Origin of the sequence: Halomonas qaidamensis (assembly GCF_025917315.1) — a bacterium.
Lineage (GTDB): Bacteria > Pseudomonadota > Gammaproteobacteria > Pseudomonadales > Halomonadaceae > Vreelandella > Vreelandella qaidamensis.
In genome coordinates this window covers 2,332,377-2,344,866 of the sequence record NZ_CP080627.1, presented here as the reverse complement: position 1 = coordinate 2,344,866, position 12,490 = coordinate 2,332,377, and the positions used below count along the sequence as shown (strand labels likewise).

The window sequence follows — 12,490 nt, the reverse complement described above, 5'->3', positions numbered from 1 at the left end:
CGGCCGGCCCTTAAGGCCGGCCAGAAGTAAGGAAGGAAAACCTTCAGCGGAGGCGGTCAGGAAACTCGATGCCAGCCTCATCGTAGTAACGAATGGCGCCAGGGTGTAGGGAACCCGCCATATTCGCGATCATCTCGTGAGAAATCCCTCCCCACCACGCTGTTTCTTCGGCCATCGTCTCACGGCGCTCCCAAAACGTACGCGTTAGCGTATAGGCGGTTTCTTCATCCATATCGGTGGTGGTGTAAGCAATAACGGGTAAAGACGTCGTTTGCACATCCTCATCAATACCCGGGTAGCTTCCTGCAGGAATAGTCTGGCGAGCGGAGCCTGTCTGCTCAATCTGCTCATCAGTCAAGCTCACCAAGCTAATGGGCATGCTTGCGGCTGTTTCGATAACGTTAGGTGTTGGGAAAGAGCTTGCCGTGACAAACGCATCAATTTGGCCGTTTTTCAGCGCATCAGGGCCGCTACCAATCTCAGCATTGGCAATGCGCAAGCTATCCATTAAACCAAACAGCTCCAGATAGCGTTCCGCCTCACGAGCGCCAAAGGTGCCACGGCCAATTAACACATGCTTATCTTCTAATGCGTCTAGTCCCACCACGCCCTCATCGCTATTCACCACAAAATGCATGGTAATGGCAGGGATTGGGAATAGACCACGAATCTCCTCAAAACGAGGGTTAGGCCGTTCAGCAAAGGGGCCTTCGCTAGCGGCCGCCTGGGTCACTAGTGCCGGCGGCGTGGTAAACACATAGTTACCATGGCGTGCCATCACCTCCATCACGTTCTGCACTGAGCCTTGGCTCTCTTCCAGAGTGATAACGATATTGCCATCGGTGCCCGCTTTAATGGCCTCAGAAAGCTCAACGCCCATCTGATAATAAGCGGTTCCCGCCGAAGCGGATTTATAGGTCACACGCGTCTCCGCGTGGGCCGAAAGTGACGCCGCTCCCATGAAGGTAGCAACGGCAGAAAAAAGTAGGCGACGAGTCAGTCCAGACTGGCGAGGGAGCATGGTCTCTCCTTAGAGTGTATCCAGTGTTGCGTTTATTATAGGAATTCAAGTGAGGAAAAAATTTCGAACAATGGTGTTTTTGGCTAAGCCCAATCTCAATATCTGACATCTGAAAAGCCAGTGCAAGTTTTGACGGGTGGTGCCAGTGCTAAGGATCGGCTCATGCGTGTATTACATAGATGATTATTGAGACCTTAATGCTGCTGCATTATCTCGCAAGCAGGTAATGCGCTATTAGCAGTGCCAAGAGTTGGGGCACTACTAAAGCGTACTCGAAACATACGCATGTTTAGTTTGTATAAGGCTGACAATGCCCAGGTATTGAGTCGCCGGGCAGTGAAGTAGCAGCCTGCAAGGCGCCGCTAAAGAGTGCGCCACAATCAGCTCTATTTTAGTGGTTGAGAGCTAAGAACCTTCGGCTGAATCCTGAAACTCAACCGCTAGACAGCAAGTTAGCCTAATTTTCGCCATGCCCATCACACGGCTGCTTTGAAGGCATCAGCGGCGCTGCCAATAGCTCTGTTGAAGCCTTACGGAAGCCCATTGCCAGGCGTCTTACGCGGATTGTTGTGACGGTATTTCTTAAAAAAGATGTCTTTCTACATTTACTCTTAAACAGAATTAGGTACTATAAGCATCTTCTGAACAATAAAAAGTGTAACTAAAAATGCATTAACCATAGGTGCTTACACATTTTTATGTAGGCCTTATTGATTTCGGTCAGCAAAAAAGCAGTCAACAAGTTGAGATAATCAACACAAAAGTGCTGAGCGTATAAATGCGGCTTTAGTATGCCTAGTTAAGCTGGTGACATTTTATTTTTCGAAAAATAGGCAGCATTCATCAAGTAGCAATAGCTGGTTGCGTGTTGCGTTAAACAAGAATTCTAAGGGAACAGGCATGCAAGGTGCATTGCTACGCAGCGGCAAGACGGAGCAGTTTTCAGCGTTAGGAGAAACTGGGCAGCCAGTATTCCGTTCAGCTCTTCAACTCCGTGAGTCTATTCGTCGGGAGTCGCGCAAGCGTAAAGCGCAAGACCAAAACTTTCCGCGAATGGAGCACCATTTGGCCATTCCGCAAAGTGATCAACAGGGCAAAAGCCTTGATTGGTACAGCGAACTAGAAGGGGATGTCATCCCATGGAGCGCTGCAACTGAAGAGGAGCGGGCGCCTGCTAGGCAAGCGTTACGTCGCTTTGAGTCTTTCCTGAACAGTTTTAGTGACTCTTCATTGGCGAAAGCTGACGGTGCTCATAATGACCAGAGCGTGCTGGCCAAGCTACTTAAGCAAGTTATTCGCACTCCTGATCAAAACTATGTTTATTTGGTGAATGGAACGCCGGTGCTTACGTTTTGGGGGTTTGAGTTCCCTGATGCTAAGCGGTCGACGGATCCATTGCATTTTCTGTATCCCCAGGAAAGAGTTGAACCTCCTGTAAAGCCCGCCATGCCGTTGGCCTCAGCCCCTTTGACCTCAGCCCCTTTGGCTACGCCTGTTTCACCTGCGAGTGAGCCAACTTTGTTGGAAGAGCGACGCCCTTGGTGGCGGCGCTGGTGGCCCTTAGCCTTGCTTTTATTACTGCTGTTGTTGCTTCTGAGCTTTTTCGGCCTGCGTAGTTGTACACCCCAGATTAGCGCGCCAAGTGTCGATCCAAGCCATTTGCAAACCCCTGATGTTCAGGCACCAAAGATAAGCTTAGACAGTTTGCGTATGCCGACCATTCCTGATCTACGCTTTCCAGCGCTTTCAATGCCAGACCTTTCTAACCCGCGTTGGTGGGGAAGCGCTGGTAATAGTGGCTTAGCACTTGATGGAAGCGGTTCAGCGTTGCCCAACGTCGGTTTGCCGGGATTAGGAACACCAGACGTGGGGGGGGCGGATATGCCCGCACTGCCTGAAGGCGAAGCGCCGCTAGGTGAACTACCTACGGATACAGCCTCTTCTGAACTGCCTGCCACTAATCCGCCTGAGATTCCGGTGACACCACCTGAGTTGGGCCAAGCGGCGCTGCCTGACAGCGCGGCGTCATCGCCTTCTGCATCGTTAGAACCACTGTCTATTCCTGCCCAGGCGGTAAACGGTCCTGCAGACTTCTTAGATGGTAACTGGCGTGCGGCAGGCGTTATGGATAGCGAGACAGGACGCCCGTTACGTGTTTCGTATGAATTCGAAGAGGGCCGTGGGCAAGTACAACTGAGTAATGCCGGCGAACAGGGTGGAGTGACCTGTACTGGCCCGATAGAAGCGGCAATGCAAGGCGGTGCCCTTTCTATACAAAGCCAAGGGCAGGCGAGCTGTGACGATGGCAGCCATTACGACATGCCTGAAGTGCTTTGCGAGCAAGGCGCTACTGATATAGCCGACTGTGCCGTCAGCTACGGTAATGAGACTTTTCCCATGCAGATGTGGAAAGGCCAAGAATAACTGCTGAATCGTTGAGAGAAGAGTTGCGACATGTTGCCTGAAGTCACTCAGTTTCAAGACGTTGTCCCATTGGTCAACGATACCGGCGTTCAATTTCTGGATTTTGCCCTAACGCTTGAGCCCCGCAAAGAAGCCAGTGGTGAGTTTGCTAAATTGGCGGATGATTTGTTGGTGCGCCTGTTGATCAATGAAGAAGATGGCACCACGTTTTATGAGCCTGAACCTAACAAGGTTGAGCGGGTAAATAAGCCGTATCTCGACATGGATATGGAGACGAGTTTGGCGCTGTTGGATCGTCAGTGGGTGCCAATACCGTTCTTTCGGCACATGCCGCCGCACCGCTTTGATGAAGGCCCGAGTAATTGGGCACGTTTGCGTTTGGTTGAATTGAATACGCCAGATGTTGATGGCCACACCCATCGTCTTACGCTCGCTTTTGATACCCGTAGCATGCCCAAGCGTGAAGGCACCGCCTACTTAGCGCCCAATGACGAAGATGTACGTTCTGGGGAGACGTTTAAGCTTGCGTTGACTCCCCATGAAATGGGCTGGTTCATGGATTTGGCGTGGGTTAAAGAGTGGCTCAACGACTTATACCGGGAAGGCCATCCAGAGATGGATCAAAATGAGCTGGAGGATGACATTAAGGCGTGGCATCCCCAGGCTCACTATTTGAACCTGCTGAGCCTATTATGGAAACCAATTCCTGCCGAGCGTACTCAGCGAAAGCCCAAGGTGCGGGTTCCTGAGATTCGCTTGGTGGGAAAAGATGCTAGCCAGAAAACGCCCATTTTGGTCGACCTTGTCTTGGATGTTGGTAACTCGCGCACCTGCGGCATTCTGATTGAGCATCATGAGCAATCAGGCTCTGGTTTAAAACAGAACTATGTACTGGAGCTACGTGATCTGGTCGACCCAGAGTGCGTTTACAGCGAACCTTTCGAAAGTCGTGTCGAGTTTTCCCAGACCTTCTTTGGTAAGGACCACCTCTCGGTTAAGAGCGGTCGCCATGACGCTTTTCGCTGGCCCACTATTGCACGAGTGGGTGGCGAAGCTAGCCGCCTAGCTAGCCGTCGTCGTGGTACTGAAGGTTCCACGGGGCTTTCTAGCCCTAAACGTTATTTGTGGGACGGCAGCCGCTATACACATGGCTGGCGTTTTAATAGTGCTTATGTAAAGTCGGACAAAGAGCCTTTCGCTACGGCCGCTCCTTTTTCCAACTTGATTAATGAGAGCGGCAAGGCGATCTATGCCGTTATGCGTGATGGTGAAGATGATGATCTCCCTGTCTTCAAGCCGCACTACTCCCGTAGCTCTTTGATGACCTTCATGCTCTCGGAAGTGCTGGCGCAGGCATTAATGCAGATCAATAGCCCTGCTCAGCGCTCTCGCCAGGGCAATATCGATGTTCCGCGTCGTCTTCGTTCGATCATCCTGACGGTGCCACCTGCCATGCCGTTGGCAGAACGCAGCATCCTGGATCAGCGTATGCATGAAGCGGTGGGGCTGATTTGGCAGGGCATGGGATGGTATCAAGGTGAGGATGACCCATTTGGGGAACCTGAGCAGCTTGAGGCAGCTGCACCGATCCCTCCTTTGCCAAAGATTCGGGTGGAGTGGGACGAAGCCACCTGTGGTCAGCTCGTGTACTTATATACCGAAATCAATGAAAATTTTGCAGGCCACCCTGAAGAATTCTTCGCTACATTGGCGCGCCCAGAAAAGAAGCAGCGCGACCGTATTACGCTTGCCAGTATCGACATCGGTGGGGGGACGACTGACTTAGTCATTACCGATTACCGTATCGAGAGTGGCGAAGGTGGGGGGAATAGCAGCAATGTGCATATCGTCCCCGAGCAGCGCTTTCGTGACGGCTTTCGTATCGCTGGGGATGACATTTTGCTTGATGTCATCCAGACCTTTGTGTTGAAAAGCTTTGAAGACGCCTTACAACATGCAGGCGTGTCATCGCCGGATGCCATGATGTCTCGTCTGTTAGGCGGCGAGAGCCTTAGCGCACAGGACCAAGTGTTACGTCAGCAGCTCAATTTGCAGGTCTTCACGCCGCTTGGGTTGAAATTGCTCAGTTATTACGAAGGTTTTGATCCTCAAGAAAAAGAAAGTGAGGAGAACCCACACATCATCACCGCTACGTATCGCGAGCTGTTAGGCGATCATGCAGCGAGTGAAGTCGTTAGAGAATATGTGCACGGTGCCGTGCGGCGTGACGTAAAAACTAACGGTACCACTGCGTTTGAGCTGATGGATATTTCGGTCACCTTTAACCTACCTCAGGTTCATCGGGCGTTTCTTGGCGATGGCATCAACATCGGTAAAACCCTCGGCGCCTTGTGTGAGGTGATCTATCAGTATAGCTGCGACATGCTGTTGCTGACCGGACGCCCCTCACGGTTGCCAGGTATCCAGGCCTTTTTGCGTAAGATGTTGCCATTGCCCCCAGGGCGCATTTTGCCAATGCAGAACTACCGTACCGGGAATTGGTACCCCTTTCATAGTAATGGCGAGATCGATGATCCTAAGAGCACTGCAGCAGTCGGTGCCATGTTATGTCTTTTATGCGACCAGTTGGATTTGCCCAGCTTCTATTTCCGTACCCAGGCGCTCAGGCCTTATTCATTGATTCGCCACCTGGGCTCGATTGATAACAATAACGTCATGAAAAGCGATGACGTGATTTATCACGATATTAAAGCCAATGAAAACGGTACGGCGATTGAGCTGCCGGAAGACGATGCCCCAAAAGTGCAGTTGCGTGGGGGAATTGTGCGTCTCGGTTATCGTCAGTTGGATGCCGAGCGCTGGGTGGCTTCGCCGCTCTACACTTTGGAGCTGACGGGGGGTGGTAAGGAAAAATACAGAGACGCCGTTGTGAACGATGGAAACGGCAACCAGCCGGTAGTTGAAGTGGAGCTTAAGGTTGTCGACAAAGGCAAAAAAGCTAAGGGCGGTTTAATTAGCGATGAGCTGGAAGTCAATCGAGTCAGCTCTAATACCAACAAGCAGTTTAGACCTAAGGACGTCACTCTTCAGCTCAATACCATGATTGATGCGGGATTGGGCGATTCTAATTACTGGCTGGACAGCGGGAGTGTGAAGCGCAAATGAGCAATCTGACGGCTAAACAACACCAACTGGGCCAAGGCTGGAAAGCTGTGCACGCCGGTGCCGGCCAGGCCATCGAGTGGATCGGAAACGTTCGTGGCAATGCCCCGCGTCTGGATAGTGAAGCGGATAATTTGATTTTAGAATTGCACAAAGCGCGCAATCTGGCGGCAAGCCTGGGGCGTGCTGCGGGCACCCCAATGACCATCGGTTTTTTCGGGCTCTCCCAGGCGGGTAAGTCTTATCTGATCTCGGCACTGGCCGCGGGACACAATGGTAAGTTGGAAACTGACTACGGTGGTAAGCGGCTTGATTTCATTGAGCATGTAAACCCTGTTGGGGGCGGTAAAGAAGCCACCGGCTTGGTAACGCGCTTCAGCCGTACTGCCGTTAGCGGGCCGTCTGATACGCCTGTTGAATTGCGTCTGTTCAGTGAAATTGAGATTGCCAAGATACTGGCTAATGCCTGGTTCAACGATTTCGATCATGAGCAGCTGCACTATGAGCTGGATGAAGCGCGCATCGAACGTATTCTCAAACCGTTTGAAGGCGTCGACGTTGCGGCAGCTCCAAAGCCAGGGTTAAGCGGTGATGACGTGGTGTCCCTATGGGACTACCTCACTGGCAGTTTCAAAAAATCGATCAGCAAGCTGGAAGCGCGCTACTGGCCGCGGGTTCTCAAACTGGCGCCGTGTCTTTCCTGCGAAGAGCGTGCTGATCTGTTTTCCCTGCTGTGGGGTGAGCAAGAAGAGCTCACTCGCCTCTATGTACAATTGGCATCCACCCTGCGCCGCCTTGGCAATGCTCCCACTGTGTATGCGCCGCTGACTTGTCTCGTGACGCCCGATGGAGATGGCTACAGCCAACGTGACAGCATTATGAACGTGGATATTCTCGAGCGTTTAGGGAGTGTCGACGACCATAGTTTGGAGGTGCGTCCGGTAGAGCAGGAAGCGTCCGGTAATGCTGTCGCGGTATCGGTAGCCCAGTTAGCGGCACTGACCGCTGAGTTAACGTTCCCGCTGATTGAACCAACACAAGACCCTCAAGTTGAGAAAGTTGACCTGCTGGATTTCCCCGGTTATCGCGGCCGCCTCAGTTTGAAGAGTGTCACTGAAGCTGCCAGTCAAGCCAGCAGTCAAGGGGGTAATCCAGTTTCCCAATTAATTCTGCGCGGTAAAGTGGCTTATTTATTCGAACGGTATACGGACAGCCAGGAGATGAACGGCTTGGTAGTGTGTACGAGTTCGGATAAACAAAGTGATGTGACTTCCGTCGGCCCAGTGCTGACGCGCTGGATTGAAAAGACCCAGGGGACGAATAGTCAGGACCGTGCCGGTAAGGCGCCTGGATTAATCTGGACGCTGACCATGTTTGATAAGCGTATCAGTGGCGCGCTGAGTCTGACAGAAAGCCAACTGCGAGAAGGCTGGGAAGGGCTGATTAAGATGACCTTGCTGGAGCGTTTCGGTCAGTATGACTGGATGAGCCAGTGGGCACCTGGTGAGCCCTTCAATAATACCTTTCTAGTGCGCAAGCCGCGGCTGCCCGTTCCTTTTCTGGATAGTCGTGGTAACGAAGAGCTTGGCATTAATGAAGACTGCGCTGCGCCTCTCGTGCGTATGGCTTCTACCTTTGTTGAGAATGCCAGCGTTCAAAAGCATGTGCATGAACCTGACGAGGCTTGGGAAGCAATGCTGGCGCTTAACGATGGTGGTATTAAGCGCATCAGTCAGTACCTAGGCCGTATTGCCACCCTGGATTTTAAGCTGGCCAGTATCGAGAAGCAGCTGACTGAAACACTCACCTCATTAGTTGAAAAACGCTTGGCCCCTCTTCATCACTCCGATGGTAACGGCGAAGTAGCTAAAAAGCGCGAGACCGCCAAGCTATTGTGGCAAAGCCTGGGGCAACGCCTAGCAACGCTTGGTGAATTGCAGCACCAGCTGGAACTTCCCCAGCAAGTAGTCCGCGACCTTTATTTGAGCGACAGCGAAGAAGACGTGGTGTCGGCCGTTGCAGGTGATGCAGATAGTGAGGAGGCCATGCAGGCCGATAGTCTCTACTGCAATAGTGGCTTCAACTTGAGTGATGACCCGTTCTCGGGTAGCTCTCCCTTTGATGATCATGCTGCAACTACCGCCCCTGACACTAAGAGCGAGCCGGTGCTGCAAGGTGCAGATCACCGTTTTGCCCGCAAGGTGTTTAAGGCCTGGATTGCTCATCTGCGTGAAATACCAGGGCATCAGGCGCTACTACAACTGCTGGGGCTAGAAAAGGCAGTTGTAGAGTCTCTGACGGATGAATTGATCACGGCAGCTAATCGTATGGGGATGCAGCAACGCTTGGATCAAGCGCTTCTTAGGCGTGCCCAAAGCAGTGCTAAACGCGATCAGTTGGTAGAGCGTCAAGTGTTAGCTGCCCAATTAGTGCTGCGTGATTTTATTGCCTGGTTGGGTTATCAGGATTTGCCGATTGACCAGCGGCCTAACAGTTTGGCGGGTAAGAAAGAAAAGCTGTTTTTGCCGAACGCCCCCATTTTGCCAGGGGAGCTTCCACGCCTGGCGCCACAACCGGTTAATCAAGCCGTACTTTACTTAGCCGACTGGCTTTCAGGGATTTGTATTGTGACGCAGGAAAATGCAGGCCATACCGCCGGACGAGAAATTACCATGGAACAAAACGAGCGCCTGGGTGCTGTCTTGACAACGTTTTGCCAGCCGGAGGTGAGCCATGCGAGTTGATCTACGTCCGCTGGAATCAGGTATGCCGGGTCAAGGCCGTCTTCTGCTCACTGGGTGGAGTGGGGCGACGACGACACTGCAGCTGATGATTCAAGAAAACCAGGATAAACAGTTTCTGCACCCGGATAAATCGTGGAGTACCAAGCCACATTCGTTTGAAGTGGCAAGCCTAGAAGAAGCCGATGCAGAGCGTCTGCAGGTAGTGCTCGGCAGCACTATTATTGATCCTCTATTAGAGCTTCCAGGCTCTACTCAATACATGCTGACACTACAAGACGCCGAGGGTACCAAGGCCGAAAGCGTTATACGTCTGTCACGGAATTTAATGCCTTCCAGTGCTGCCGGGGCTGGGCCTTCTGCAAGTGTTAATAGTGTCTTGCAGACACCTACAGTGGAAAAAACACCAGAACCAGAGCCAGCACTAAAGCCTGAGCCAGAATCCGTCGTAACGACACCGTCTGAACATGAACCCGAAAAAACTAGGCCTGATCCTGCACCGGTGGAGGAAACGTATGTTGACGGCAAGACAAGCAAACGCGGGCCTTTGTTATTTATATTAGCGGCGCTTTTACTGTTAGCTGCCGTGGCATTCGGTGCCTGGTACTGGTTCAGCAATAACAACACTGATCCTGAACCCGTTATCGAAGAAACGACGGAAGAAAAGGGTACCGAAGAAGAGAACACTGAAGAAGCTACTGAAGAGACGGGAACGGAAGAAGAGGTTACTGAAGAGGCGAGTAGGGAAGAAGAGGTTACTGAAGAAGAGCTACCAGAAAGTACTGAAGAACCTCTTAACAATACTGCTTCATCTTCTGCTGTACCGGCGACAGCCTGTTCCATTGAAGCCCTTGATCAGCAGGATGAGCTGACCTTTGTGCAAGGTTGTTCCGAGGCAGAGATGACCGCAGGCGCCCTGTTAGAAGTGATCGAAGCCGCGCGTAATGCTGATTACTGTGGAGTAGCGCGACGTTTATATGCCAATCGAGCTATTGCAGGTGATGCCACTATCGCATTGGCCTATGCGCGCGAGTATGACCCCGCTTACCATCAGGAGAGCACCTGCTTTGCTTCCGCGGATGCAGAAACCGCTGGTTATTGGTACCAAACCGTACTCGACATAGATCCCGACAATAGTGAAGCCCAGGCGCGTATCGAGGAGTTAAGCGAATGATACGCAGCACGCTATTGTCATTGGCATTTTCGACGGCGGCTCTGACAAGTATCGGACTGCTTGCCTCCTCTGCGTTGGCCGATACCCGCCCTCTGCTTCAGGAAGGCAAGCAAACCCTGCATCAGCGTGTGCTTACCACTCCTGGGTGTGAATTAACCGATACAGTAGGCAGCAGCGGCGAATTGCAACCGGCGTTTACTCGCTTTTATGTTTATGAGCGTAGTGAGGTAGATGGGCGTGAATGGCTGAAAGTTGGGCCAGACAGTTATGGTGACACCCGTGGTTGGCTGCCAGCTGATTGCAGCGTCGAATGGAAAATGCAACTTACGCTGGCATTTACTAACCCAGCTAATCGACAGCGCTTGCTGTTCTTCCGCGATAGAAGTTCGTTACAAGCCATTCTGGACGAATTCGAACCTTCTAGTCAGGTCGTGCCGTTACATGCTGCTCTGAACCGAGAGGAAGAGGTGCCTTCTGTTTTGGCTCGCGAGCCGGAATACTTTGTCGATCTCCAGGAGCAGTTTTATCTACTGCCGATACTTGAAGGCGAAGAGGTGTTTACAGAAGCGGGCTTCCGTGCGCGGCTTTTAAACGTGGCGTCTGTCAGTAAAGCGGAAGACCCTGATCCTGCGGGAAATGCAACGACTTCTGTTGCTAACACACCAGCGAGTCAATTGCGTGAGTTCAATGCAGGCGTAGTATTCGTGATTGACTCGACCATCTCGATGGGGCCGTACATTGAGCGTACCCGAGAAGCGGTCAACAAAATTCTTGATCGTATCGAGGCGGAAAACCTAAACGAGCAGGTTAAATTTGGGTTGGTGTCTTACCGTGACAGCGTAGAAAGTGTGCCGGAACTTGAATACATCAGCCGTATGTACGCTAACCCCATGGAAATTGACAGCAGGCAAGACCTGATGGCGCGTATGAATCAGCTGCACGAAGCCACGGTTTCCACGCCTGGGTTCGAAGAAGATGCTTACGCGGGGGTGATGCAAGCAATTGATGACGTGGATTGGAGCCAATATGGTGCTCGCTATATTGTTTTGATTACCGATGCCAGCGCTATAGAGGGCGATAATGAGCGCTCTTCTACTGGGTTGAGTGCCGACCAAGTGCGTTTAGAGGCGGCTAACCCAGGAGTGGCGATTTATACGCTGCACTTAAAAACCTCTAGTGGCGAGCGCTTCAGCGACCATGCCAGGGCTGAAGCGCAATACGCTAACCTTTCGACCTACGCCGGAACCAATACATCACTGTATTACCCGGTGGAAGCAGGGGATGTTGAAACATTTGGTGCCAAAGTAGATGCCTTGGCAGAGGCAATTACGTCTCAAGTACGAGCGGCTTACCTAGGTGATGGGGCTATCGGCAGCGCCTTGAATGCCCAACAGCCTGATCCTGACGAAACTGACCCCAGTCAACAGCGTTTACTGGAAGATGCCAGCCTTATTGGTCATGCAATGCAACTTGCCTATCTTGGTCAGCAGACCGGAAGCACTGCCCCGCCCGTTTTCCAGGCCTGGATTAGTGACCGTGACCTCGTACAGCAAAACCGGCCAAGTACAGATGTTCGTGTGCTATTGACCAAATCGCAGTTGAGTGATCTCAGTGATGTTGTTGCGCAGATTCTGGATGCTGCCAATCAGGGCCTGATTTCTCCCACCGACATGTTTGATCGTTTACGTTCGGTGGCTGCTGCCATGGGTGCAGATCCTAACAAGTTGCAGCAAAACGAGGCTACCCAGTTAGCTGAATTAGGGCTGATGGGAGAGTACCTGGAAGACCTGCCATACCAGAGCGAAGTGCTTAACCTGGATGAAGCCACGTGGAAGAGTTGGGATGGCTTATCCCAGGAGCGGTTCATTCGCAATTTAAGCATTAAGTTACGCCACTATCAGCGCTATAACGAGGATGTCGACCGCTGGGTATCACTTGCTGAGGGCAGTGATCCACGAGATGACGTCTATCCTGTTCCTCTTGAAATGATGCCTTGAAAATACGGCA

Annotated in this window: 6 protein-coding genes; 5 read left to right on the top strand and 1 reads right to left on the bottom strand. The window is 51.9% G+C overall.

All coding sequences use genetic code 11. The features are described from left to right. Nucleotides 1-43 precede the first annotated feature (43 nt). On the bottom strand, nt 44-1,021 hold the full coding sequence (locus K1Y77_RS10850) for a TAXI family TRAP transporter solute-binding subunit (protein WP_030072067.1): 978 nt from the start codon (nt 1,019-1,021) through the stop codon (nt 44-46). A 900-nt stretch (nt 1,022-1,921) separates the two neighbouring features. Between K1Y77_RS10850 and K1Y77_RS10845 the strand changes: the two genes are divergently transcribed. From K1Y77_RS10845 to K1Y77_RS10825, 5 genes are read left to right on the top strand one after another with little or no spacing between them, the layout of a single operon-like run. Next, nucleotides 1,922-3,445 carry an SrfA family protein gene (locus K1Y77_RS10845; RefSeq protein ID WP_264428402.1) on the top strand — a complete coding sequence of 508 codons (1,524 nt, stop codon included), beginning with the start codon at nt 1,922-1,924 and terminating at the stop codon, nt 3,443-3,445. Between the two features lie 30 nt (nt 3,446-3,475). Next, complete coding sequence (locus tag K1Y77_RS10840; protein WP_264428400.1) at nt 3,476-6,571, top strand: virulence factor SrfB; 3,096 nt, start codon at nt 3,476-3,478, stop codon at nt 6,569-6,571. Beyond that, the gene (locus K1Y77_RS10835) at nt 6,568-9,312 is read left to right on the top strand and encodes a putative virulence factor (RefSeq protein ID WP_264428398.1); all 2,745 of its coding nucleotides are present in this window, start codon (nt 6,568-6,570) and stop codon (nt 9,310-9,312) included. The genes K1Y77_RS10840 and K1Y77_RS10835 overlap by 4 nt, the downstream gene beginning before the upstream one ends. Then, the gene (locus K1Y77_RS10830) at nt 9,302-10,483 is read left to right on the top strand and encodes a hypothetical protein (protein WP_264428396.1); all 1,182 of its coding nucleotides are present in this window, start codon (nt 9,302-9,304) and stop codon (nt 10,481-10,483) included. The genes K1Y77_RS10835 and K1Y77_RS10830 overlap by 11 nt, the downstream gene beginning before the upstream one ends. Continuing rightward, nucleotides 10,480-12,480 (top strand): vWA domain-containing protein, encoded by a 2,001-nt coding sequence (locus K1Y77_RS10825; RefSeq protein ID WP_264428394.1) that lies wholly within the window; start codon nt 10,480-10,482, stop codon nt 12,478-12,480. The genes K1Y77_RS10830 and K1Y77_RS10825 overlap by 4 nt, the downstream gene beginning before the upstream one ends. Nucleotides 12,481-12,490 lie beyond the last annotated feature (10 nt).

Bases quoted from the DNA above. Each gene is read 5' to 3' on its own strand.
- K1Y77_RS10850 (WP_030072067.1), bottom strand. From the start codon at position 1,021: ATGCTCCCTCGCCAGTCTGGACTGACTCGTCGCCTACTTTTTTCTGCC.
- K1Y77_RS10845 (WP_264428402.1), top strand. From the start codon at position 1,922: ATGCAAGGTGCATTGCTACGCAGCGGCAAGACGGAGCAGTTTTCAGCG.
- K1Y77_RS10840 (WP_264428400.1), top strand. From the start codon at position 3,476: ATGTTGCCTGAAGTCACTCAGTTTCAAGACGTTGTCCCATTGGTCAAC.
- K1Y77_RS10835 (WP_264428398.1), top strand. From the start codon at position 6,568: ATGAGCAATCTGACGGCTAAACAACACCAACTGGGCCAAGGCTGGAAA.
- K1Y77_RS10830 (WP_264428396.1), top strand. From the start codon at position 9,302: ATGCGAGTTGATCTACGTCCGCTGGAATCAGGTATGCCGGGTCAAGGC.
- K1Y77_RS10825 (WP_264428394.1), top strand. From the start codon at position 10,480: ATGATACGCAGCACGCTATTGTCATTGGCATTTTCGACGGCGGCTCTG.